This is a genomic window from Plantactinospora sp. KBS50 (genome assembly GCF_002285795.1).
In the GTDB taxonomy this organism is placed as follows: Bacteria; Actinomycetota; Actinomycetes; order Mycobacteriales; family Micromonosporaceae; genus KBS50.
In genome coordinates, this window is record NZ_CP022961.1 from 3,719,608 (window position 1) to 3,745,015 (window position 25,408).

The following is a 25,408-nucleotide window of genomic DNA, read 5'->3' on the forward strand; positions in this document are numbered from 1 at the left end:
GCGCCCAACCTGCCGCGCCGGTCCGGAAACGGAGCGGGCACGCCGGGGCCGAAATGCACGGTTGTCGACCGTCTCCGGGCGGTACCCGCCGGTGGGGATGCGCTGCGCCACGGCACCGGCGGCGCGTCGGTGCCGAGCGGCGACACCGGCGCCGAGCCGGGTGCGCCAGCAGGGCGCCGGCCCGCGGCAGGCAGCCCGCCGTCGCCGGTCCCCGACGAATCCGCGGGCGAGGATGCCACCGGCGGCGAGACCGCAACCGGCGAGGCGGCGGCCGGGGCCGGGGCCGCCGGGACAGCCGCCGGGTGGGGTACCACCACGACGCGCCGACCCCGCAGCAGGTGGGTGACCCTTTGGCCACCGACTCCGGCAGCCCGTTGCGATATCACCCGCAGGGGGGCCGGCACGGCCACGGCACGCACCCGCAGGGTACGGACGCCGTCCGGTCGGGCCTGGGCGATGGTGCGGGTGACCCGGACGGTCATGCCCCTGGTCGCCGGGGCCGGCAACCGGATCACGACAGGACTGGGATGGACCGGCGTGGGATGGGCAGGGACGGGATGCGCAGGGACGGGATGGACGAGCGTGGCGGATCGGCGGGTCGGCGACGGCGCGGCGGTGCTGCGGGACCGCGGGATGGTGGCCAGCAGTCGGGCGGGCATCGGGTGGTCTGCCTCGGTGACCGCGGGCATGAAGTGCTGCTCGGATCGAAGCAGGACGAGTTCGGGTCCGGTCGCCGGTCCGTGGGTCGAGGCAACTCCGTGCTCGTCGACGACGGTGGTCCGCAAGCCCGTTAGCTCGCCCGCGAGCTGGATGAAGTCGTCGAACATCGGGTGCGTCGAGCGACCGCGGGTGAGCAGGTCACGCCGGAACTCCTCGACCTCCTCGTCGGGATGCAGCAGGGCGAGTCGGTCCCGGATGTCGGCATGCTCACCGAGCCGGTTCGAGAGCCACCGGCGCAACCGGCCCGGGTCCATCCGCGCGACATGGTCCAACAACGGATCGGGGGCGGTGGCCCCGGGCGTGGCGCTGCGCATCCTGGCGCGGCGAAGACCGTCCCGAGCCGCCCGGATGACCGATCGGAACCAACTGTCGCCGTCCGGCGGTGTCCACTCGGCCCGGAACTCATTCCCCTCAAGCCACCTGAGCTGCGCCGGGGTCGGATCGTTCGGAATCCAGCTCGGGCGTGGGAGCGGCTCGGCGTACCGGTCCGGTGTGTCACCGTGGTCCCCCGGTCCGCGCGACAGGTCACGGCGCAGTCCCTCGAACCAGCGGTGGACCAGCCGTTCGGCCGCGTCGTAGCCGCGCAGCAACTGGGCGGCCACGGAGTACACCACCTCGTCGTAAAGCAGGAACTCGATCTGCCGCCACGGACGCATCATCAGGAACGCGTCCGCCCCCGGCTTCCTGCCATCGACGGCCCCGAGAAGGTCGGCGCCGGTACGCCGGCCGAAGCCGGCCCGCAGGATGATGCCGGCCGCCTCGTCGAGCAGGAACTGGATGGCGCTTTCCCCGATCTCCCGCTGGAGTTCGCCCAGGACGCCGGGCAGGTCGAGCGAGGTCCGGCCCGGCGCCGCGGCGCCCGGATCCCGGTCGGCCCGCAGCAACGGAAGGTACCCATGACCGGTCCGGGCCAGCCAGAAGTGCGGCACGGAGGTTTCCCCACCGTCGGCGCTGTCATCGTCGGCGCTGTCATCGTCGTCGTTGCCGTCGTCGTCGTTGCCGTCGTACAGCTGGCAGGAACCGTCGCTGCGCACCACCGTCATGGAAAACCCGAGGTACGCCGGCAACGTCGTCATCAGCTGGTCGAACAGCGTGTCGTCCCACCGCCCGGGGCGGTCCAGCAGACGGCGCATCCGACCGTACTCGGCGCTGCCCATCCGCCGCTCCAGTCCGTGCCCTGCGGACGGCCAATAGTCCACCCAGTCCGCGACGGCGCGGCGCAGGCCGATCGGCCGCCATTCGGAGAGGGTTCGGGCGACGATGTCGTCCCGCTGCTCGGCCGCCGCCGCGACCAGAGCGGCGAACCACGAGTCCCCGTTGTCCGGCACCAGCAACGCCCGCAGGTTGTTGCTCCGCACGACGTCCGCCTGTTCGGGTGTCATCAGCCCCGCACCGGCGTCCTCCACCCCGGCCGCGGACCGGTAACCCACGGCGACCTCCCGGGCCTCCCCCGCACCGAAGCGCACCAGGGCGGACGCGGTCCGCATCACCGGCTCGATCCCGTCGAGCAGGCGAGCAAGCTGCTCGTGCAGCCGCAGCGGCCGGCCGCCGGCACCGACCCAACCCGCCAGCCGTTCCGGGAAGACACTGGTCAACGGGGTGTTTCCGATGCGGCCGTACACCTCGTCGCGCAGGATGGCGGCGGCGTCGTCCAGTCGGTCCGCGCCATGACGCGCGACGAACTCGTCAGCCTCCCGGCGGATGTGCTCGGGCTCGTCCGGAAGTTGGTAGACACGCAGCGTGGTCGGCGCGAGCGTGGTCGGCACGTCCGGGCGACGCTGGGTCGGGTGGTACCAGTGTTCCTCGGGTCGGGTCGGACCAGGTGGAACGTCGTGCCCTCCGGCGGACCCGACACGGTTTCTCCGCCGTCCCGCCCGATCACCACGACCCGCACGCCGAGCAGCCGCGGCGCCATCGCCAGTAGTTCGGTAAGGCTCCCGGGATCGGCGAGCCGGCCCTGCTCGACGAAGATCCGGCGGTTGTCGTGCAGGGTGCTGGGGTTGATCAGCCGCTGCCAACTGGCCTGGTCGTCCGCCGCCAGCGCGTCGGACAAGTGCCGGCGCAGCGCCGGGGCATTCTGGCCGGGCAGCGCTGAGGCGTCGTCCTCGGCGGCGGACCGCAGCAGCGCGTCGAACCAGGTCATGCGCTCGGTCTCCGCGACCTGCCGGCCGTACGCGGCCAGCCGCATCGCGAGGCCCGGATCGCCGAGTCCGGCCGGGTCCGGCTCGGCCCCGACGGGTTCCGGCTCGGCCCCGGCCGCCTCGGCGTCCCCGGGGCCAGACCCGAGGCCCGACCCCAGGCGCCGCGCGGCACCGACGGCCCCCGGCGTGCCGCCGTCCCGCAGTGCCTCCATCACGCCGTGCAACGCGTCCCGGCCGCCGAGGAACTCCGCCACCTGCTCGGCGGCGGACAGGGTGGCGGCCCGCCGGCGGTCGGGGAACCGGGTCGGATGGCGATCGATGATCGACTCGTCGTCGGTCAGCCCGAGATGGTGCCGCCGGATCAGCATGGTGGCGTGGTGCTCCAGGTTGACCACCCCGGTTTCGCCGTACTCGTCCCGCAGCGCGGCGAGGAAGCCGGCCCGGTCGGTGGTGGGGGCGGCACCGGCGGGGCCGGGTCGGTCTCCTCCGGCCCCGCCGGAGGGGACAGCGCCTTCTCGACCGCCTGTTCGAATGTCAGCTGCCGCGCCCACGCGTCGCGGTGCAGTTCGGCGACGGTGGCCTCGCCCAACTGCCGGGCGCGTTCGCGCAGCGGCGCCGGCAGCCTGGTCACCGCCGCCGACGCCGGCTCGGGCACGCCGCCGACGCCGATCCGGAACACCTGACCGGCCGGGTCGATGTGCTGGATGGTCAGCTCGTTCGGCCCGGTCAGCTCGGGAGGCCCGGTCGTGGCCTCCAGCCGGACGTGCGCGTCCAACCGGTACGCCACGGTCCGCGCGATGTGCAGCGGGTCGAGCCCCAGCACGGCGTACCCGCTCGGCAGGGACGGTGACGGCTCGCCCCGCCAGGTGGCGACGGCGGCCGCCGTGCGCAGCAGGATCGCGACGATGTCGGACGCAGCGTCCACCGGACCCGGCTCGTCCGCAACGCCGCTCCACTGCGCGTGCCGGGCGCGGGCGTACGCGGCCTCCTCGGGTTGGTTGATCGAACGCAGCAACCCCTCCGCCGCCGCGGCGACGCCACGCCGGTCGGCGTCGTCGATCGCGCGGGCCAGCGGTTCGCTGTTCAGCTTCGCCCGCGCCAGTTCAGCCCGGAACCAACCGGCCACGGCGTCGTACGCGAGCGCGGACCGCCGCCGCGCGTCGGTGCGCAGCACCACGAGGGGCGCGCTGCGGGCGACCGTCTGGAGCGCCCGCGCCACCTCGTCGGCGGCGTCGAAGGCGGTCGCGCCGTCCTCGACCGCCCGGGTCAGGTACCGGTCGAGGTCGAACTCGGCCTCCCGGCCGGCCCCCGTCCAGGCGCCGGGATGCGGGCCGGGATCGAGCCGTCGGGTGGCGTGCCCGTCGGACGGGTCCGGCGGGAGGAACCGGTGCAGTACCGTGCGCCCCGCGGCGTCCGCCGACTCCGTCTGGACCCGGACACCTGCCGCGGACAGCAGGCGGGCCACCCCGCCCAGGTGCTCCGCCGCCGCGCCGGGCAGCACGGCCGGGGCGGCGGCCGTACTGCCGGGCTCCGCCGGGCGGCGGCCGTACTGCCGGGCTCCGCCGGCGCGGCGCCGAGCGCGGCGGCAGGCGCGGCGCCGGGCGCGGCGGCAGGCGCGGCGGCGGGGCGGGGCCGCGCGTCCGCGCTCAGGATCAGGCCCGTGCCGGCGCCGATCTCGGCGAGTAGATCCAGGGCGAGCCGCTGGCGAATCTGCGCCGCCGCCATCCCGGCCGTCCCGGCCATCCGGGCCATCCGGGCGTCCAGGTCCAGTCGCGGCACGTCCCGGTCCAGCGACGGCCAGGAGCCGGGATCGGCGGTGCCGACCACCGCATCCGCCTTCTCGATCGCCGTCCACAGCGCCGCCACGTCCTCGGCGAACATCTCCAGGTAGACCTCCCCGGTGACCGGCGCACTCGTCGCGCTGCCGATCTCCTCCCTCGGGGAGAGCAGGTGGTGCCGGGTGAGCGTGCCGGCGAGGGTGAACCGGCCCTGCACCCGGATCAGGTACACCGGCCCCTGCTGCTTGACGTGCTGCTCCCGGCGCGGATTGTTGGCGATCCCGCCGGTCTGGTTCGCCGAGGTCTGCCGGGTGAACCCGGTGGATCCGTCGCCGTGGTGGGAGCCGTACGGTGCCGACGGGTTGTCCCGGTCCAGGACGCGCATCGGCCCGCCGTCGGCGACCCCGCCGCTGAGGATCGGCCGCCACCGTTCGGCGGTCCCGCTGGTGGAGGTCGAGCTGAGATCCTTGGCGTACCGGCCCGTGCCGGTGCCGCTCAGCGGTGCGACGACGTGCAGGTCGGTCAGCTCGCCGGCCAGGGTCAACGTCACCCGGTCGCTTGAGTGTCCGGGCACGATGAGGTTCTCCGCCAGCGTCAGCTTCCGGCCGCCGATCGCCCGGGGCAGGTGGTTCGCGAGCTGGTTGCGGGTCAGCAGCATGGGCAGGGACAGGCTGGTGCGGAACTCGGCGCTGTCGGCCTGCGGACCGAGCAGTGCCCGCAGCACGCGCTCGGCGGCCGGCAGTGCGCCGTCGAGGAAGGCGGCCGTGACGTACGTGTCACCGGGCAGGCCGGGCACGGGGAACATGTTCGGCAGCGGGGCGGGGCCGGAAAACGGGCTCGCCTCGCTGATGGCGCGCGGGATCTTCAGCGACAGCACTCCGTCGCCCTCCCGGACCACCGCCCGGGTGCGTCGGAAGGCCCGGTCACCGAGCGCCAGTACGGCGTTGTTCAGCGGCCGGCCGGCCATCTTCCGCAGCGCGGCGCTGACCCGGAAGGTCACCCCGACCTCGGCCCGGCGATACCCTCCCCAGTCGTAGACCGTCTGCTCGACGATGTTCTCGGTCGCGCGCCGGCTGCCGCGGTGGCGGCCGGAGCGCAGATCGAGCTGCGGCCCCCGGACGGCGGATGCGGCCCCGGCCCGGCGAAGGACATCCGACCCATCGTGTAGCCGTCGCTGACGTCCCGTCCCCGGGACAGGCTCGTCTCCCGGTAGCCGTGTCCGTAGTTCTCCAGGCCAGCTTCCGGGACGAACTCGCCGTACTCGACCGGGGCGGTCATCTCCAACCGCAGTTCGACCTCGACGATCCGGCCCAACAACCAGCCCCTCGGGTCGACGAAGTAGAGCCGCAACCCGTTCTCGCCGAGCATCTCCTCCACCAGCGGCAGGTCGCGCCCGCCGGCGAGCATCGCCTGTACCGCGTCCACCCCGCCCTGAAGCCGGCCGATGCTCGCCCGGTCACCGCTGCCCCACGCCCACCAGACCTGCGTGGCGGCCCAGTCCGCCTCCCGCACCCCGCCCAGCAGGCCGGGTGAGACCTCGTTGATCGCGGCGTGGACCAGGTCGAACGTGGTGCTGCCGGCGGCGCCGACGCCGGGGGTGCCGGCGGCGCCGGTGCCGGGCGTCCGTTCCCGCAGCCGCAGGTCGGGCACCCCGGCGTGTCCGAGCGCCCGGCCACCCCGTCGGGCGAGATACGGCGGAACCCAGGCCGACGCCGCGGGGCGCGGTCGGGTCTCCGTGGCGACGCCCAGGTGGCTGGGCGCCGCCACCAGGTGTGTCTCCGGCTCCGGCGGGAGTGGATCCACCGCCTCGAATTCGACCTCGAAGAGTCTCCGCAGGTCCTCCCGGGCATCCGCGTCCTCGACCGTGTCGATGCCGCTGCGGTGCAGCCAGCCGAGCCGGCCGGCGGCGGCACGCCGGGTCTGCACGTACGGGTCTTCGGCGCCCGGCCGGTACCACCGGACCAGGGCGCGGGCGATCACGGAGGCGCTCAGCGGCGTCTCGTCGGTGCGCCAGCGGGACAGTACGTCGGCCACCTGCCCGTCCGGCAGGTCGAGGTCACCGCGACCGTAGGCGTCCAGCGCGTCCGGCTCGGAGAGCAGGTAGACGACGGTCCGCTCGCCGATCGGGTCGGCCGTGCGGGTACGGCGGAAGCCGGGCAGCACCTTCACCCGTTCCTCGGTCGAGCCGACCACCTCGGGCTCGTAGCGGGCGCTGAACGCGTAGGCCCGCTGGAAGTTCAGCTCCAGGAACTCCTTCCCGGCGGTCTGCCGCATCCCCTTCGTGCGCGAGGTGAACCAACCCCGGTTGGCCGCCACCCCGCCGCCGAGCGCGGGCAGGGCCGCCGCACCCGGGTTGCCGCCGGCGGCCAGGTCGATCGTGTTGGCCGTGATCCCCGCCGACCGGGTGGTGCTCTGCCCGGCCTGCACCAGCCCGAGCCTGATCTGGCCGAGGACGTACTTGTCGGGGTGGCGCCCACGAACCGCGAGGGCCGAGCCGGCGCACGCCGAGCCGCAGGGACCCGTACCGGTCGTAGGCGGCGCCGCCGACGAACAGGCCGTCGGTCGAGTACCGGTTCTCCAGCATCTCCTTGAAGTGCGCGGCCACCGACGTACGGCTGGTGAAGTTGACGATCTGCTGGTCGGAGCTGCGGTCGGCGCCGGTGAACTCCGGCAGCACCTGCCGGGCCGCGGCCTGCAACCCGGTGGCGTCGAGGTAGTGGACGACCGCCCGGTCCAGCACCCGCGGATCCGTCGCCGGCGCAAGCTCCGGCGCCGCCGGCAGCTGGGGCTCCGGCGCCGGGGACGGATCCGTCGCCGGTTGCGGTGCGGAGTTGAAGTACGGGATCAGGTGGACGGTCGCGGCGCCGGTTTCCCGGATCTCGGTCGGCGCCGCCGAGCCGGCATCGCCGTACTCGATCGTGACCGTGTATCTGCTTGGTATCCGGTACTCGTCGACGTCGCCCGGGTACTCCAGCAGTTCCGGGCGGTTGATCACGGTGGCCACCGCGTCGGTGGCGCCCATCGCGCGGACGTACCCGAGGCCGGCGGCCAGGTTCTGCAGCCCGGCGGCGTGCGCCGCGACTCCGGCGCCGACCGAGATCCGCTGCCCGCCACCGGCGCTCTGGCCGGCGATGTCCAGACCCATCCCGAGGTTCACCGTGTGGTACTCGCCGGTCCGCCGGACAAAGTAGATCGAGTTGTTGGTCTCCGGGTCCCGCAGGTCGTCGGCCAGGTCCACCACCGGGACCGCCCGGATCGTGATGCGGGCGGTCCTGGCCCCCTCGTGCGGCCGGCGCAGCACGAACGACACGCCGTCCTGGTGAAGCTGGTCGTAGTGGCTGTCCAGGCCGTCGCCGGAGATCATCCGGTCGAGCAGTTCGGCATTGCGCAGCTTCTGCGTACGGCCGGCCCGCCGCCCCAGCCGCCGGCCCCGACCCGGCCGCGGCGGCCGGTTGGCCAGGAACGGGCGGTCGGGGTCGCGCGGCAGGAAGTCGTGCTGGCGCAGACTCCGCTCGACCGCGTTCCGCAGCCGGGCTATCAGGTCGCGGTCCACCCGGGCCAGGCCCTGCCCGATGCCGTGGCCGAGCCGTACGTGGTGGGGCAGCCCGACGTCCCAGACCGGATAGGCCGGGCCGTCGCGCCGGACCGCGTCGGACTGGAACGGGACGGTGTCGCCGGTGGCCGGCGGGCCGAGCAGTGCCTCGCGGTCGACCGGGAAACCGTGTTCGAAGGCCGCCGGCTCGGGCACGCGCAGCAGTGCCCGCGCGTTGACCCCCGGGGTCGGCTCGGGTACGGACTCCGGCGCGGCACGGGTGGCCACCCGTGCCGTCAGGCTCAGGTCGGTGCGGTAGCCCACGGTGTGTCCGGTGTACCGGGACACCAGCACCCACAGGCCGATCCGGTTGGCCGACGCCCCCTCGGAGTTCGTCGCGGACCAGGCCGCGTAGATCCGGGCGCCGAGGCTGACCGCGGGCACCGGCAGCAGGCCGAACTCCAGGCTGCCCCGCACGGCGCTCTCGTTGGTGAGCCCGACGCCGGTGCCGTACCCGGAGATCTGGGTGCGGACCTTCTCCAGGTGGGCGATCCGGCTGGTCGTGCCGAACCGGGTGGGGACCGCGGTCAGTTCGGCGGAGATGGTCACGGTGGCGACCGCGCGGCCACGGTTGCTCAGGTTGAACCGGTACCCGCTCGCGTCGTTGACCGCGGTGTCCAGGTGGGTGTCCAGGTTCCACACCTTGACCGCCAGTTCGTGCCGGATCTCGGCGACCTCCGCCGGCGGCATCGTCCTGGCCAGTTCGGCCAGGATCTGCCGGTACAGCTCGGGCAGCCTGGTCACTCCGGACGCGAAGAACGTCTCAGGGAGGTGCCGCCGGCCGGGAGCGTCGGAGGCCCGGACGACATCGGTGGGCGCCGGCTGCACGTAGTGGTCCGGGATCCACAGGTACAGCCGCTCGTCGGCCGTCTGCGGCAGCCGCTCCGGGTCGGTCGTTCCAACCGGTGTCGACCGGTCGATCCAGCCGTAGCTCCATCGGGGTTGCAGCGAGTACAGCGTGGACTGTCCCCGGGTGTCCTCGACGTGGCCGGTCTCGGCGTCCAGGCCGGCGCTGCTGGTCCGGGTGACCGAGTTGGCCGTTCCGCCGGCCGAGAGACCGAGCCGGGCAACGTTCAGGAGTCCGGGTCCGACGCCGAGCGACGCGGTGAACGCCGCGTTGAGCCGCAGCGCGCCGGCCTGCTGTGCGGTGCTCTCGCTGTGCCCGCCGGTCCGGAAGGTGCCCTGGATCACCTCGTTGGAGATCACCTCGCCGGACGGGCCGTCCGGGGTGACGGCCGAGGGGACCTCGCGAAGGTCGGACGCCTCAAGCCTGATCAGCAGATCGAGATCACCGACCGGCACGATGAGCCCGTCGGCCGTGACCGCCCGGTAGTTGGCCAGCAGCCGGGCCGGCAACGCCGCCGCGGCGGCGGCGTCCAGCGCCACGTTGTGCCGCTGAGCGAAGCCGCGTACCGCCTCGACCAGTTGCGGCATCTGGGGCAGCCCGGACTTCGGCAGCCCGATGCCGACCAGCATCGGATCGACGGCGGCCGGGGGCGGCGGTGAGGCGACGGGCGGCGTACCGCCGGGTGGGGTCGCGCCGGCCGGCGACCCGGCGGCCGGGTGCGTGGCCGGGTTCCCGGTCGGCGGCGTTGTGACGTCCGGGGGTGGCGGGGGCGCCGCCGGCTCGGTGGCGGTCTCGTCGTCCCCCGCGCCGCCGCCCGACCCGATTCGCACGGCGTCGGGACGAGGTTCGGCGCCGGCCGGGTCCGGGTCGCTGTCCCGCAGGTCGTCCGGCAGGTCGTCCCCGGCCGGCGTCAGCACCCGCCCGGCCGCGGTCTCGGACAGCACGGTCGGCAGCACGTGGCCGCGGTGGTCGACCACGAGGTGCACCGCCGGCAGGTTCGTCGGCTCCGGCGCGTCGGCCGGCAGCACCTCGATGGCGGCATCGGGTTCGATCAGCACCACCCGCAGCCCGAAGATCTCCGCGACCGACCGGGCCACCAGTTCGGGAGTCAGGGCGGGGGCCGGGGCGCCGGCCGTGGCCAGCCCGGCCAGCACCGGCAGGATCGCGCCGCGGTGCGCGGCGAGCTGCTCGGGGTGGCGAAGTTCAGCAGCGGCCAGGTGTCCCCGGCGGCGGCGAGGTCGGCCTGGAGCAGGGCCGCGAACATGGCGCGCAGGTCCGCCGGGGTCCAGTTGGTGAGCCCGAGCAGCCGGGGCTGCTCGTACCGGCCGGCGCCGTGCAGGCCCGCGAAGAACGCGTCGGGGCCGGCCGGCACGGCCACGGCGGCCCGCCCCGCCCCGCCGAGCCGGTCGCGCTGGAAGGGACTGAGCGGGTACGGGTCCGCCGCCCCGGTCGGCGGTGGCGCCCACTCCGGTTCTATCCATGCCGGGGTGGCGGCCGTCAGCGGTACCGGCTTCGCCGCCGCCGCGACGGCCGCCCGCACCCGGTTGATCGTCGCGCCGAGGCCGGGTCCGGGGCGCAGTTCCGCGACGCCGTGCCGGACCGCCCGGTGCAGTCCGGTGGCCAGTTCGTCGATCGGTGGCAGCCGCAGGTCGGTCAGGCCGGAGACGCCGGTCAGGAACGCGGCGGCGTCCCGCAGCGCGTCCTCGTCGGCGGGCAGGCCGGCAGGTGCCGGGCCGCCGACCGGGCGCACCACCCGGGCCGGACCGCCGGCGGCGAGCAGCGCCGGAACGGCGCGGGCCGGAACGGTGCCGAGCACGCCGTCCGGGCCGGTCGCCAGCGTCACCAGCGGTCGCGCGGGCACGCCGGGAGCGGCACCGGCCGGGGCGTCGGGCGGCACATCGGGCGGTCGCGGCGCGAACCGGCTGACCCGGCCGTCCCGCCGGACGAGTTGGATGTCGACGCCCAGCGTGACCGCGACGGCGGTCAACACCGCCTCGACCTTTTCGGCACCCTCGGGAAGACCACTGGTCAGCGGGAGCGGGATCGCGTCCAGCGGCAGGCCGCCGGCGATCCAGGCGTCGACCGCCGCCACCGCCGCCGGGTCCGGGGCGGCCAGTCGCAGCAGCGGCCAGTCCGGCGCCCGTTCGCTCCGGTCGGCCCGCAGCACCTGGCCGACCAGATCGGTCCAGACCTTGGCCGGCGCGACGGCCGCGAGGTCGACGGCGTCGCCGCCGGCGTACACCGCCGCCTGCGCCGCGACCACCTGGAAAAACCCCATGTCCGGCTCGGGGGCGAGCGCGTGCAGGCCCAGTTCGGCGAGGGTCTTGCCGACGGCCGGGTCGAGCCGCTGCTCGTGCGGCGGCGCGAGCCAGCCGGTCCAGGCGGCCGGGGCGGGCCGGCCGTCCCGGACCGGATCCGGCCGGTCCAGCGGCTCGGGTCGGTCCAGCGGCTCGGGTCGGTCCAGCGGCTCGGGTCGGTCCAGCGGCTCGGGTCGGTCCGGCAACTCGGGCTGGTTCTGCGGGTCCACGGTGGTCGGTGCGGTGTCGGTCGAGCCCGAACCGCCGGGCGCCCGGTCGAACAGGTCACTGCCGCTCGACCCGCTGGCACTCGACCCGCTGGCCGGCGGGCTGGCCGCCGATCGGCCGGGTGCCGGTCGGTCGCCGCGTGACCCGGTGGGCGCCGGATCGGGGACCGCGGGCGGAGTCGGCAGGTCGAGCACCGCACCGATGGACCGGGCCGTCCGGCCGCGTCCGCCCAGCATCCGCCAGCTCCCGGACTCCGCCGCCGGCTCCCCGGTCGACGGCTCCCCTGTCGGCGGCTCGGCCGTACCGGGTGACGGCTCGCCGTCGCCGGCGACCAGCCGCCATCCCGGCCCGATACCGACCTGCGCGTTCGGCGCGAACACGCTGCCCGGGACCAGTTCGGCCACCGCCGCGTGCAGGGCGGGCCGGTCCCCGACCGCGACCCGGGCGGCCGGCGCGGTGAACACCACGAAATCCGGTACGCCGCCCGGCAGCATGAGCAGCACCTGGGCGAGCCCGCTGGCACTCAACGGGCCGTACGGGGTGCGCACGGTCCCCGCGGCGGCGTCGACCGGGCCGTCCACCACCAGCATGGTGGCCGCGCCGGCGACCTGTCCGGGCAGGTCGGCACCGGCGGCGAAGGCGCGCTGGACGGCACGTGTCGCCTCGTCCGGCGATCCGGGCAACGCGTACAGCCCGGCCACGCCCGGGACCGGCAGGATCCCCGGCGGCGGTTGGTCGGTGCGCGGGCCGGTGGCGGTGCCGGGCAGCACGACGGTGTCCGTCCCGGCCGCCAGGTCGGCGAGCCGGGCGCGTACCGGCGCGGGAACCTCGACGCGGCCGTCGATGGCGACCCGGACGGCGCCGGCCGCGCCGGCCGCCGGTCGCCCCGATCCGGACAGGGTCGGCGCGGGCGGGGCCAACGCGGACGGGGTCGGCGCGGGCGGGGTCGGCGCGGGCGGGGCCAACGCGGACGGGGCCAACGCGGACGGGGTCGGCGCGGGCAGGGTCGCCGAAAGGTCGGCGAGGGTGTCGCGGTCGTGCCCGGGATGCGCCCAGACGGTGCGCCCGTCCACCGTCTCCAGCCACCAACCGTGCCCGAGGTCGATCCGGTCCGCGGGCGTCCCCGCCGGACCGGGCCGCAGGTCGTACGCCTCGGCCAGCGCCGGCAGCGTCGGCCGGCCGGACCGGTCGACCGGGACCGCGCCGGATCCGGGTTCGACCGGCCCGGCCAGCGCCCGCACCGGAACCCGCAGCGCCGCGTCGGCGATGCCCCTCAGCAGCCGGTCGGCCAGCCGGGCCAGCCGATCCACCGGCCGGGGCGGTGCGCCCGGGGCGAGCCGGACCGTGATCGGCCGGCGGTCCACCGCGCGGATCGCCGCCAACTCGCCGCGCACCTGTGCCGAACGGGTGACCGAGCGGTCCACGGCGACGGTGAGCCGGTCCGGGCGGGCCAACCCGGACAGTTCGGCGACGACGGCGGGATCCGGTGCCTCACCCCGGTACAGCACCCGGCCTCCGGGCACGGTCCACACCCGCACCTCGCCGCCCTGCTGCGCCGCCCGGGCCGGTTCGAGTTCGGCGAACACCCGCACCCCCGCGGGCGCGAGGGCGGCCAGGGCCTCGTACAGGGCATCGCGTACCTGTGGGGTGGCCGTCACCCCGGCGCCGCCGAGCAGGACGTACGGCTCGGCCGGGTCGGCCGGAGGCGCGGGCGGCGCGGGCTCGGCCGCCGGGTGCAGCCACGCTCCCCGGGAGGTCTCGCGCAGGTACCAGCCCGGCACGGCGGCGACGGCGAACAACCCGGGCCGGCGGGGCACCGGGTGCAGTCCGGCCGGTACCGGCGCCTCGGCCGCGCGCAGCAGCACCCGCGGGGCCAGCGCCGGCAGGGTCTCCCGACCGTCGTCGGCCAGCCCGACCACCCGGCCGCCGAGCCGGGGTACGGCGGCGAAGGCGCGGCGCGGCAGCAGCAGGTCGACCGGGTTGCGGGAGCCCCGGCCGAGCCAGCTTGCGAGCCGTTGGGCGCGGCCGGGCCGCAGATCCGGTCCGGTGGGGTCCATCGAGACGGCCACCGCGCCGCCCAGCCGGGGCAGTCCGCGCAGGAACCGCTGGATGACGCGCGGATCGCGGACCGACCGGTCGACCACCACCGCCAGGCCGGCGCCGGGCACCGGGCGCAACCCCGCGCCGAGCGCCTCGGGCGCCGGTGCCGGGCCACGGAACAGCACGACGCCGCCGGGCACCCGGGCGATCTGGTGGCCCGGGGCCAGCCCCGCGGCCAGCGGCGCCACCGTCGGATCCGTGCCGTGCTCCACCAGCCGGGGTCGGTGCCAGTCCGGCTGTCCCGCGAGGATGCGGTGCAGTTGCAGCCGGACCGCGTACGGCACCTCGACGCCCGGGAGGCCGACCTGGACGACCGGTCCGCGGCCGGGCGGCCGCACCGGCGGGTCGGGCGGCGCGGTCCCGGGCCGTACGTGCAGGCCGCCGGGCGTCTGCCGGATCTCCCAGCCGTCGCGCAGCTGGTAGCTGCCGGGTACGCCGCCGGGCGCCAGCCCGAACGGGGTACGGGTGGGCGCCGGGCCGGTCGCCGGGTGGACGTAGAAGCGCTCCGCGAACTCGGGGAACGTCGGCTGGTTCGCCGCGTCGACCGCCTCGATCCGCGGATCGTGCCCGGTCGGGTCGGCGATCGTGCGGGCCGGCACGACCAGGGCGGCCCGGGGCGCGACGCCGTCGAGCAGCCGGTCGGCGAGATCCTGGAGGGTGGCCGCCGGCAGCGGGCCGTCGGCCGGGTCCAGCGCCACGGTGACCGGCCGCGCCCGGTAGTCGGCGGGCAGCCCGCGCAGGAACCGGCCGACGGCGGCGACGTCCTCGACGGACCGGTGCACGACGACGTGCGTACGGCGGTTGGATCCGCCGCGCACCTGGTCGGCCGGCGCCGATCCCCCGCGCACCGAGTCGGCCGGCGCCGATCCGCCGCGCACCGACTCGGCCGGCGCCGGACCGTGGTGCAGCACGATGGCGCCGTCCCGGAGCGTGGCCCGCAGGTGGGGATCGAGGCCGGCCGAGATCCGCTGGAGTTCCGCCGCCTCGGCGGCGCGGGCCGCCTCGGCCTGGGCACGCCAGTTCGCGACGTTGCGCTCGACGGTTTCCCGGACCTGGGCGGGGGTCGGCCCGGCAGCACCGCTTCCCGGCCCGCGGGCGGCGTCCCACCGGGCCAGGCCGACCTGCGCCCGCTCGTCGACCGTGAGCCGCCGCTGGCCGACCTCCGGCGGGTCCGGCCGGGCCGGTGGCGGGGCCAGCGCCGCCCGGTCCACGGCCGCCTGCCCTGCCGGGCCGCGGACCGGACCCTGCGGCTCGCCGCCGGCCGCCGCCGGTCGTACCGGCGTGGGTACGCCGGTCCGCACCTCGTGGATGAACTGCTCCACCGTCAGCGCCCGTACCGGGAGTCCCGCGTCGGCCAGCCGCTGCCGGTACGCGGTGTCCGCCGCCTCGAACTCGCGCTGTACGGGCGGCGCCTCTCCCCCGGCCCTGACCTCGGTGGGCCCGGCACCCGGCCGCTCCGGCCCGATCCGCTCCGGCCCAATCCGATGCGGCCCGATCCGCTCCGGCCCGGTCCGATGCGGACCGGCGGGCGGCGGGGTGGTTCCGGCCGGGGCCGGCCTCCCCGTCGTGCCCCCGGTGCCGGCGTGGGTGGGGGTTTCGGCCGGCGCCGGCCGCGCCGCCGTGCGCCCGATGCCGGTGTCGGTCGGGGTGCCGGTGGTCGCCGTGCGGGTCACGGGCCGCGCCGTCGTGGCGGTGCCGGCCGTGGTGGCCGGCGCGGCGGTCTCCGTCGCCGTCGTGGCGGTGGCGGTGGCCGGCGGGCGCTCCGCGGGGGGCGGCTCGACGCCGTCCGGGCCGGGCCGGGTGACGGCGGTGGCAGGCTCCCGCGGCGGCCGGGGCACCAGTTCGGTCCCGGTCGCGCCGCCGCCGCCACGCACCCCGAGGCCACCGCGGGAGCCGCCCACCGGCCGCGCCGGGCCGGAACCGCCGGCGGCCGGCGGATCCGGCCGGTCCCCACCGGGCGGCCGGGCGGCGGGCGGGTGTCCACCGGGAGGCTCCGGCGCCGGACGGGCACCGGGTGGTTCCGGCGCCGGTCGTCCACCGGACGATCCATCCGCCGGCCGCGCACCGGGTGGCCGCTCCGGACGCGGGATCAGCTCCCCGGCCGGAGTGGTGGAACGGCCCTCGCCGCCGGTGACCGGACCGCCGTCCAACCGCTGGCCCCGCCCGGGGAACGGCGTCGTGCCCCCGCCCGGTTCCGGCCGAACCGGGCGAGGGGTGGCAGGCGCGGCGGGCGGCTCGGGCCGTACGCCGGCCGGGGCCGACGCTCCGGGCGGCTCGGGCCGCACCCCGACCGGGGCCGACGCTCCGGGCGGCTCGGGCCGCACCCCGACCGGGGCCGACGCTCCGGGCGGCTCGGGCCGCACCCCGACCGGGGCCGACGCTCCGGGCGGCTCGGGCCGCACCCCGACCGGGGCCGACGCTGCGGGCGGCTCGGGCCGTACGCCGGCCGGGGTCGGCGGATCGGTCGGCGGCTCGAAGTGTGCGAGCCGGGCCAGCCGGACCGGCTCGGAGGCCAGGATGTCCGCCGCCGGGCGCGGCACGTTCGACGGCAGCCCGCGGATCGGGTTACGCCCCGCGCTCACCTGGAACGACCGCTCCGACACGGCGCCGCCGGGCGGCAGGTCGCTCACGGTGGCGGGGCGGGCGGCCGAACCCGGCGGCGGCTCCTGCACGGCGCGCAGCGTCCGGGCGGCGGCCTCCCGGGCGAGCGCCACCTCCTCGGCGGAGACCGGGGCGCCACCGGGCCGGAACGTGCCGCCGGTCGCCGGCGGCTGCGCGGCCGAGGGTTGGGCGGACGGAGGTTGGGCGGACGAGGGCTGGGCGGACGGAGGTTGGGCGGACGGGGGCTGGGCCGCGCGCAACCGGCCGAGTTGTTCGAGGATCACGTCCTCCGGCACGCCGCGCCCGCGCCAGGTCTCCGCCAGCGCGGTCAGGTCGCGGGGCGCACCGGGGCGGGGCAGCGGCAGCGTCGTGCGCGGCTCTCCCACCTGGAAGCCGCGGTTCGGCGTACCGTCCAGGCCGGGCGGCAGATCGGCCAGCGTGGCCGGACGGGTCGCCGAACCCGGCGGTGGCGGCTGGTCGCGGGCGGCGGCCGCCGACACCGCCCAGCCCCGGGTCTCGGCCACCACCGCCGGGTCGGTCACCGGCTGACCCCGGCCGGTGTGGGTGCCCGGCGGTGCGGCGGTTTCCGCCGTGGTCCGCGGCGCCGTCGGCGGCGGTGCGCCGGCCGCGTCGTCGGGCCGGGCGGAGACGGTCCGCGGCGCCGTCGGCGGCGGCACGCCGGCCACGTCGTCGGGCCGGGTGGACACGGTCCGCGGGTTCGTCGTGGGCATCGGCGTGTCCGGCCGGGCCAGCACCGGAGGCTCGACGTCCGAACTGGACGACGCGCCGCGCAGCCGGTTGGGCGGCGGCACCACGTCGATGACGTTCCGCACGCCGGTGTTCAGTACGATGGGGTCGACGACGCCGCTGGTCAGCCCGTGGTTGGTACGCAGGGCGGCGATGTCGTCGACCGCGTGGTTCCAGCCGAGCGGGTCGCTGCGCAGACGGTTGGGCAGCGGGGTTTCCGCCATGCCCAGGCCGCCGAAGAGTCCCAGCACGCCGGCGACCACGAGCCCGCTCGGGTCCACCCGCGGCGGCAGCCCCACGATGCGGTCGGCGATCAGGTTGGGTGTGATCGTGTCGACCGTCGTCACCACGGTCGAGACCGTCATCGGTACGGTGACCCGGGCGATGTTGACACCGAAGTTGACCAGGTTCGCGAACGACGCCAGCTCCGGCATCGAGAAGGCGAGGGTGTTCACGATGACGCCGAACTCCCGGATCGCGGTCACGATCGAGGTGGTGAACGCGCTGATCGGGCCGATGAGTCCGAACGTGATGACGGTGAGGCCGAGACCGATCATCTCGGCGATGAAGGCCGCCTCGTGCTGGGCGATGGCGGAGCGCACGTGCGCCGCGTAGCTCTGGAGTTTCTCGCCCATCTCCTGCGCACCGGCGGCGGTCGTGGAGATCTCGTTGGCGACGTCGGCGGCGGTCCGCAGCGCGGCGTTGCGGGCGTCGCCGGTCCACCGCACGTAGTTGAGCGAGGTGCCGACCACGCCGGAGAGCGCCCGCAGGTCCTCGGCCATCTGCAACCAGGCGTCCGCGAGCGCGTCCAGGAGCGCCGGGTCGGGGAATTCCGGCGTGGCGTGGTGGTTGGGGTTGACGGTGGGCATCGCGGACGGCTCCCGGTACGGCCCGGGATTACGGGTTGGTCCAGGACGGCGTGTTCTCGGTGATCGGCCCCTCGTTGTGGTCCCGAACCGGCGGCTGCGACGACCCGGTGCCCTGCAACCCGGCGCTGAAGTCGGCGAACATCTGCAGGACGGTGTCCTCGGTTTCCGCGTAGTTCAGCGCCGCCATCCCGACGGCCTTGGCGATCCTGGGCAGCGCGCCGTTCTCCGGGTGTTCCCGGGAGCCGAACAGGCCGGTCAGCGCGGCGTTCCACCGCGAGCTGAAGTCCTGCGCCTCCTGCGCGGTGGTGCCGGCCCAGCCCAGCGCGAGTCCCTCCCAGGTGTCGTGGATGCGGCCCAGCGCGTCGCCTATCACCTTCGCCTGGGCGGGCATGTCCGTGTCGGCGTACCCCCAGACGGTCGTGGGATCCACCTTGATCAGCATGGTGTGGTCGTTGTAGTTGGCCGGAACCGGCACGGGCACCTCCGTCCGGGCGGGAAAGCGGGAGAGCGGGAAAGCGGGAACGCGACAGCCCGACGCTAGCCACGCGCGGTGCGGTCGGCACAAGCCCTTCCGCACGGACGTCCGGGGGACGGTCCGGCGGCGGTACCCCGCGGGGACCGCGGCCGGTCCGGTGAAACGGGAGTATTGCCGACACGTGGCAGGCCGGTGAACACTCTGGTGTATTCACCGGCGGGCAGGAGTGGACCGTGCCAGCTACCCGGAACCGGCAGCAGCAGCCCCCGGAGCAGAGCAAGGGGAGCGAGCAGACGAGCGCCGTCCCACCCAACGGCGGGGCGTGGGAGCAGGACGACGGCGGCACCTGGACCTGGCACCGCGGCGCGACGCCGGAGCCCGAGTTGGTCAGCCAGTGGGGCTACCAGGCGCTCACCGACATCCGGCGGGATCCGCTGGGCAACCGCAACTACGGCGCGTGGACCCCGCAGCACGGCGGCGGCTGGCACTGGGACTGGGGCCGTAAGCCCAGCCAGACCCTGGTCGACCGCTACGGGGAGGACGTGCTGACCGACCCCGACCACCTGCCCGGGCACAGCCATTCGGCCACCGACAACAACCAGCCCCCGCCGCCGGATGTCAACCCGCCGACGCTCGCCGACTCCTGGCACGGGGTGGTGCCGGACGTCACCGGCGCGGTGCCGCGGCCACCGGACACCGGCGACGCCCCCACGGTCACCACGCCGCCGGTGCACCAGGCGTACACCGTCTCGCCCGGCGCCATCCGGCAGGCCGAGCAGGTGGTGCTCAGCAACATCGACATCCAGCTTTTCGCGTACGACGCGCTGAAGTCCAAGGTGGCCGCGTCGAAGGGCGAGTTCACCTACATGGCGCGGGAGCGCGAGACGCTCATCAACAACCAGGACCGGCTCCTGTTGCAGGTCGGCGACACGCTGGAGCTGGCCGGCCAGTTCGTCCGGGCGCTGAACAACGCGGCGCAGCTGTACGCCCGCGCCGACCTCGACTCGTTCGTCCCGGAGACCTGACCGCCCCGGCCCGGTCGCGGGCGGCACGCTTTGACGCCCACCGGTGGGCGGGTACGGGCGGGGGCTGCCATCTTCACGATGGGGGGTCTCGCGATCCGATGTCGCCGTTCCCACTCCCTGCCGCCCGGTGGTTCTGCTCTTCGCCGGTGGGCGTCTGAATTCAGGATGCTTCCGCCGCGTACCGGATCGCAGGGCCGATGGTCCCGGGCGTCCGGGACCCCGGCCCCCGCCCGCGACGGGCCGGGCCGTACGTCCCGCCGGCCGGTGCCGGTCCGCCCTGGTGGCGCCGCCGACGCCGGGCGACCCTGGGGTCGAGGCGTACGGCGAGGGGGCGGGCGTGATGACCGCACGGGTACCGACCGGATCGGGCATCGCCGGGCTGACCAGCGCCGAGGCCGCCACCCGGCTGCGGGCCGACGGCCCGAACGTCGCCGCGGCGCCGCCGCGCACCCACCTGGCCGCCCGGATCCTGCACCAGTTCACCGATCCCCTGGTCGCGCTGCTGCTGGCCGCCGCCGTGGTCACCACCCTGCTGCGCGACCACCCGGACACCGCGGTGATCCTGCTGGTCGTGCTGGTCAACACGACCATCGGGGTGGTGCAGGAGGTCCGCGCGGACCGGGCCATCGCCGCGCTGGACCGGCTCGCGGCGCCGACCGCCCGGGTGGTCCGGGACGGCCGCGACCTGGTGCTGCCGGCCGCCGAACTGGTCCGCGGCGACGTGGTCCGGGTGGAGGCCGGCGACGTGGTCCCGGCCGACCTGGTGCTGACCGACGCGGTCCGGCTGCGGGTGGACGAGTCGGCGCTGACCGGCGAGTCGCTGCCGGTCGCCCGCGGCGCCGGCGCCGAGGTCAGCGCGGGCACGGTGGTCACCACCGGTCGGGCCACCGGCACGGTACGCCGCACCGGCGCGGCCAGCGCGCTGGGCCGGATCAGCGCCCTGGTGGCCGGTACCCGGCCGGTGGCCACCCCGCTGCAACGGCGGCTGGCCGCCCTCGGTCGGATCCTCGGCGGCGTCACGGTGGCCCTGTCCGGCCTGGTCTTCGTCATCGGGGTGGCCGGCGGGCGGCCCGTGGTGCAGATGGCGATCACCGCGGTGAGCCTGGTGGTCGCGGCGGTGCCGGAGTCGCTGCCGGCGGTGGTCACCCTCGCCCTGGCCCTCGGTGCCCGCCGGATGGCCGCCGCCCGCGCCATCCCGCGCCGGCTGCACGCGGTGGAGACGCTCGGCTCGGTAACCGTGCTGGCCTCGGACAAGACCGGCACCCTCACCGAGGGCCGGATGGCGGTGCGGCAGGCGACCACCGCGGACGGGTCGCGGTACGGGATCACCGGCCGCGGCTACGCCCCGGACGGCACCGTGCACCGGCGGGGACGGCCGGTGGACGTACCGGAACCGTTGCGCCGGCTGGCGCGGGCCGGGCTGCTGTGCAACGACGCGACCCTCACACCGCCGACCGGCGAGCGTCCGGAGTGGAGCGCGGTGGGTGACCCGCTGGAGGCCGCGCTTGTCGCGTTCGCCGGGCGGTGCGGGCTGGACCCGGCCGGCACCCGGGAGTCCTGGCCCCGGGTGGCCGAGCACCCGTTCGACCAGGAACTGCGCCGGATGACCACCGTGCACCGGCGCGCCGACGGCCGGTACCTGGTGGCCTGCAAGGGGGCACCCGAGAGCGTGCTCACGCCGCCGCTGCTGGACGCCACCGCGGCGCAGGTCGCCACGCTGGGCACCGAGGCGCGCCGGCTGGCCGGCGAGGGGCTGCGGGTGCTCGCGGTCGCCGCCGCCGTCGGCGACGCCGCACCGGCCGACCCGGCCAGCCCGACCGGGCTGCACCCGCTCGGGCTGGTGGCGGTCGGCGACCCGCTGCGCGCCGGGGCGCCGGCGGTGGCCGACGGGTTCGACGCGGCCGGCGTGCGGCTGGTGCTGATCACCGGCGACCACCCGGCCACGGCCGCGGCCATCGCCGGCCAGCTCGGGCTCTGGCGCGAGGGCGACCCGGTGGGCCGCGGCGACCTCGGGGACCCGGCCGGGGCGGACCCGCGGACCCGGGTGTACGCGCGGACCCGGCCGGAGCAGAAGCTCGACGTCATCGCCGCCCTGCAGGCGCACGGGCACGTGGTGGCGATGACCGGCGACGGGGTCAACGACGCGCCGGCGCTGCGCCGGGCCGACATCGGGGTGGCGATGGGCGGCGGCACCGAGGTCGCCCGGCAGGCCGCCGACCTGGTACTGGTCGACGACGAGTTGGGCACCGTGGTCACGGCGATCGGCGAGGGCCGGCGCATCTACGACAACATCCGCCGCTTCCTGCGGTACGCCCTGGCCGGCGGGCTCGCGGAGATCCTGGTGATGCTGCTCGGCCCGCTGGCCGGCCTGGCCGTGCCGCTGCTGCCGGCGCAGATCCTCTGGATCAACCTGCTCACCCACGGCGTACCGGGGGTGGCGCTGGGGGCCGAACCCGCCGAGCCCGGCACCCTGCGGCGGGCGCCGCGCTCCCCCCGCGAGTCGGTCCTCGGACGCGGACTCGGCCGCGACATCCTGGTCACCGGCGGTCTGATCGCGGCCGTGGCGCTCGGCGCCGGAGTGCTGGCGGCGCGCTGGGGCGGTGCCGCGCAGTCGATGGTCTTCGTGACGCTCGGTCTCGCGCAGCTCGGGGTGGCGCTGGCGGTACGGGCACCCCGTCCGCCCGGCCGCCGCGGTGGCAACCGCGCGCTGCCGGCCGCCGTCGCGGTCTCGGCGCTGCTCCAGGTCGCCGGGGTGCTGGTGGCGCCGCTGCGGGACCTGCTCGGCACCGCGCCGCTGGGCGGGTCGCGGTTGGCGGCCTGCGCCGCGCTGGCCGCCGTACCCGGTCTGCTGCTGTGGGCCACCCGCCGCCACCGGCGCGCGGGCCGGGACGCGGGCCGGGACCGCGACCACGACCGGCCCGCGGAGCGGGACCGGCACGCGGAGCGGGACCGGCTGGCCGAACCCGACCGGATGCCGGCGGGCCACGATCGGGACCGCCGGCCGGCCGGCACCGACACACCGCCCGGGCCCGACACACCGCCCGGGCCCGACACACCGCCCGGGCCCGACACACCGCCCGGGCCCGACACACCGCCCGGGCCGGCACACGGCCCGGCGCCGGCACACGGCCCGGCGAGCAACGGCCGGGCGGGGAACGGATCAGAGAAGGGACACCGTCATGACCACCAAGCTGACCGGCCCCGTCGTCGTCGGTATCGACGGGTCCACCATCGCACTGGACGCCGTCCGGGCCGCCGCCCGCACCGCGGCGGGCCGGCACCGGCCGCTGCGGGTCGTGCACGCCTTCATCTGGCCGATCATCAACGTCCCCACCGGCCCGATCTCCGGCGGCGTGGCCGACGGCGGGCTGCGCCGCCAGGCCGAACGGTACGTCACCGAGGCCGTGGCCGAGGCCGGCAAGGTCGCCCCCGAGCTGGACGTCACCGGCGCGGTCGTCGACGGCGCCCCGGTGCCGGTGCTGCTCGGCGAGAGCCGGGACGCCGCGCTGCTGGTGCTGGGCAACCGGGGGCTGGGCGGCTTCGCCGGCCTGGTGCTCGGCTCGGTCACCGTGCAGGTGTCCGCGCAGGCCCGGTGCCCGGTCCTGGTCGTGCGGGGTGAACCCCGCGCCGACGGCCCGGTGGTGGTGGGCGTGGACGGCTCGGCGGGCTCGGCCCAGGCCGCCGGGTACGCGTTCGAGGAGGCGGCCTGGCGCGGGGTGCCGCTGGTCGCCGTGCACGCCTGGCTGGAGCCGGCCCCGGCCGGACCGGGCGACATGCTGCCGCTGGTGTACGACCCGGACCTGCTGGCCGCACAGGAGGAGCGGGTGCTCGCGGAGTCCCTCGCCGGATTCGCCGAGCGGTACCCGCAGGTGCCGGTCCGGCGGCGGCTGGTCCGCGGGTCCGCGGCCGGCGCCCTGGTGCGGGAGTCGGAGTCCGCGCAGTTGGTGGTCGTCGGGGCGCGCGGCCGGGGCGCGCTGGCCGGGCTGCTGCTCGGCTCGGTGAGCCACGCCGTACTGCACCACGCGCACGCGCCGGTGGCCGTCGTCCGGCACACCCCCCGACAGCCCCGGGCATAGCCGCGGGCGAGGCGTCCCACCGGCGGAAACGGGGTACGGCCCGACGCGTGCGCCGGGCCGTACCCCGGATCAGGCGGCCGGAGCGGTACCCGCCTCGACCAGTCCCAGCGCGGCCCGCAGACCCTCGGCCACCGAACGCGGATCGCCGAGCCGATCCCGGCGGATCAGCAGCGCCGTGGACACCGGCCAGGCGGTGTTCGCCTCCTGCACCAGTTCGGCGGTGGCCAGCCCGGACGGCTGCCCGGGACCGAGGATCCGGTCGGCGTCCGCGCCGTCCAGGACGTACACCCAGACCCGGTACGGGCTGGGCGTCGCGGTCAGTCCCGGGCCGGCCACCGCGGCGCGGCCGGCCCGCTGCGGCAGCCGCGGTGCCGGGCAGCCGAAGGCCAGCGCGTCCGCCGGGTCGACGCGGACCCGACCGTACGCCCCGGCCCAGTTCGGGTCGGCCCGCACCAGGTCGAGGCCGGCGCGCAGGCCGGTCCGGGTACCCGCCTGCGCGCCGCCGCCGTTCTCGACACACATCCGCAGCGCCGAGCGGCCGGTGACCAGCAGGCCGCTTGCGGTGTCGACGCGGACGCCCCGGCCGTGTCCCGGGTCCCGGCCGCGATCCGGGTCCCGGCCGCCGGCCGAGACGGCCGACACCACCACCGCGGCCACCGCCGCCGCGGCGAGGCCGGCCGTCAGCATGGTCAACACCCGGATCCGGGCGGAACGTCGACTCATCGTCATCCTCCCGACTCAGCCCTGCACGCCCAGGACCCACTGGAAGTCGGCGGGGCTGGGATACCAGTTGGTCCAGGTCGAGCAGTTGTAGCCGACGATCGTGCTGCTCATCAGGCTCGGCGGGGAGCAGTTGCTGTCGTCGGCCAGCCCGAACACGTGCCCGAACTCGTGGTTGATGAACGCCCGCCCCGTGGTGTCCAGCCGCCCGCCGGAACTGAACACCAGATAGACGTACGCCCACTGGCTGTCGTAGTGGTTGTGCGCGGCGTCCCACACCGGGTTGTCGTGCACGACGCAGTTGTAGTAGCCGGTCGTCCCGCCGCAGATCCCACTCCAGTCCCAGCCGTAGTGCACCTCGATCTCGATGCCGGCCCGGGTGGAGGCGGAGTAGGAGGTGCAGTTGCTGGCGGTCGGCCACAGGTCGATCCGCCAGTCGCCGAGGCCGTCCCAGACCCGGCCGCTGCCCATCTGGGTCAGCGTCTCGTTGACGAACGCCCGGCCCGCGCTGTTGCTGACCTTGGAAGTGTCGTGCGACTCGATGCAGAACTGTTCGTCGTAGGTGCCGGCCGACGAGCCGACGCTGTTGTAGTGCATGTTGTGCAGGTGCTTGGTGGAGGACGGGTTGGGCTGCGCGGCGCGGGCCGGGTCGGCCGGCACCAGCAGCGCTGCCAGGAGCACGGCGACCCAGATCACCGGCACCCAGGCCGGCAGCCGCTCGTCACTGTGGGGTTTGGACACGGGAGGCTCTCCTTCCAGACGCGGTGCCGGACAGCCTCGCAGTCGCCGATCCATGTTTGGTATACGCGAATCATCATCCTTCGATGGCGTGGGCGCGGGGACGACGTTCGGGCTGCTCGGCCCGGTACGGATCCGGGTGGACGGGCAGGCCGTACCGATCGGGCCGCCGCGGCGGCAGGGGGCGCTGGCCGCCCTGCTCTGGGGGACGCCCCGCCGCGGACCTCCCGCAGGAACGTCCAGCTGTACGTCTGGCAGCTGCGCCAGGTGCTCGCCGAGCGGCTGCGGTCGGCGCCGCCCGGCTACCGGTTGACCGCCGGCACCGCGGAACTGGGCCTGTCCCGCTTCGCGGACCTGCTCGGCACCGGCCGGGCGGCGGCCCGCTCCGGGGACCTGCACCGGGCCGCCGACCGGTACCGGTCCGCGCTCGACCTGTGGCGCGGCGCGCCGCTGG

At 76.2% G+C, this 25,408-nt stretch carries 9 protein-coding genes and 2 pseudogenes; 4 read left to right on the top strand and 7 right to left on the bottom strand.

Going from position 1 to position 25,408, the window contains the following annotated elements:
• Window positions 1–2,311: 2,311 nt before the first annotated feature.
• From CIK06_RS29460 to CIK06_RS16420, 5 genes are all read right to left on the bottom strand, one after another.
• Window positions 2,312–3,256: a hypothetical protein gene (locus tag CIK06_RS29460; protein WP_157756799.1), complete on the bottom strand. Its 945-nt coding sequence runs from the start codon at window positions 3,254–3,256 to the stop codon at window positions 2,312–2,314.
• A gap of 871 nt (window positions 3,257–4,127) precedes the next feature.
• Window positions 4,128–5,639, bottom strand: coding sequence for a hypothetical protein (locus CIK06_RS16405; RefSeq protein WP_095565557.1), 1,512 nt, complete (start codon window positions 5,637–5,639; stop codon window positions 4,128–4,130).
• A 1,056-nt stretch (window positions 5,640–6,695) separates the two neighbouring features.
• Complete coding sequence (locus tag CIK06_RS16410) at window positions 6,696–10,232, bottom strand: hypothetical protein (RefSeq protein WP_095565558.1); 3,537 nt, start codon at window positions 10,230–10,232, stop codon at window positions 6,696–6,698.
• Entirely contained in the window at window positions 10,187–17,920 is a 7,734-nt protein-coding gene (locus tag CIK06_RS16415; RefSeq protein WP_095565559.1) for a hypothetical protein, read from the bottom strand. The genes CIK06_RS16410 and CIK06_RS16415 overlap by 46 nt, the downstream gene beginning before the upstream one ends.
• A 28-nt stretch (window positions 17,921–17,948) precedes the next feature.
• Window positions 17,949–18,395, bottom strand: a complete 447-nt coding sequence (locus CIK06_RS16420; protein WP_157756800.1) for a WXG100 family type VII secretion target — start codon at window positions 18,393–18,395, stop codon at window positions 17,949–17,951.
• 233 nt (window positions 18,396–18,628) lie between these two features.
• Here CIK06_RS16420 and CIK06_RS16425 point away from each other — a divergent pair, with 233 nt between their 5' ends.
• The 3 genes and pseudogenes from CIK06_RS16425 to CIK06_RS16435 all read left to right on the top strand — a co-directional run bounded on the left by CIK06_RS16425 (window position 18,629) and on the right by CIK06_RS16435 (window position 23,496).
• Window positions 18,629–19,420: a hypothetical protein gene (locus tag CIK06_RS16425; protein WP_095565561.1), complete on the top strand. Its 792-nt coding sequence runs from the start codon at window positions 18,629–18,631 to the stop codon at window positions 19,418–19,420.
• A 340-nt stretch (window positions 19,421–19,760) separates the two neighbouring features.
• Window positions 19,761–22,220, top strand: a pseudogene (locus CIK06_RS16430) (cation-translocating P-type ATPase); the annotation flags it as partial.
• Between the two features lie 379 nt (window positions 22,221–22,599).
• Window positions 22,600–23,496 carry a universal stress protein gene (locus CIK06_RS16435; RefSeq protein ID WP_095565562.1) on the top strand — a complete coding sequence of 299 codons (897 nt, stop codon included), beginning with the start codon at window positions 22,600–22,602 and terminating at the stop codon, window positions 23,494–23,496.
• Window positions 23,497–23,565: 69 nt separating this feature from the next.
• On the opposite strand, the gene CIK06_RS31165 is transcribed toward CIK06_RS16435, so the two are convergent.
• Both CIK06_RS31165 and CIK06_RS31170 read right to left on the bottom strand, forming a co-directional pair.
• Window positions 23,566–24,219, bottom strand: coding sequence for a hypothetical protein (locus tag CIK06_RS31165; protein WP_157756801.1), 654 nt, complete (start codon window positions 24,217–24,219; stop codon window positions 23,566–23,568).
• 15 nt (window positions 24,220–24,234) lie between these two features.
• The gene (locus CIK06_RS31170) at window positions 24,235–24,957 is read right to left on the bottom strand and encodes a hypothetical protein (RefSeq protein ID WP_095565564.1); all 723 of its coding nucleotides are present in this window, start codon (window positions 24,955–24,957) and stop codon (window positions 24,235–24,237) included.
• Between the two features lie 264 nt (window positions 24,958–25,221).
• Here CIK06_RS31170 and CIK06_RS32495 point away from each other — a divergent pair.
• Window positions 25,222–25,374 (top strand): annotated as a pseudogene (locus tag CIK06_RS32495) (hypothetical protein); the annotation flags it as partial.
• Window positions 25,375–25,408 lie beyond the last annotated feature (34 nt).

Excerpts from the sequence above, each read along its gene's own strand:
- CIK06_RS16415 (WP_095565559.1), bottom strand. The coding sequence starts at position 17,920 with ATGCCCACCGTCAACCCCAACCACCACGCCACGCCGGAATTCCCCGAC.
- CIK06_RS16435 (WP_095565562.1), top strand. The coding sequence starts at position 22,600 with ATGACCACCAAGCTGACCGGCCCCGTCGTCGTCGGTATCGACGGGTCC.
- CIK06_RS31165 (WP_157756801.1), bottom strand. The coding sequence starts at position 24,219 with ATGAGTCGACGTTCCGCCCGGATCCGGGTGTTGACCATGCTGACGGCC.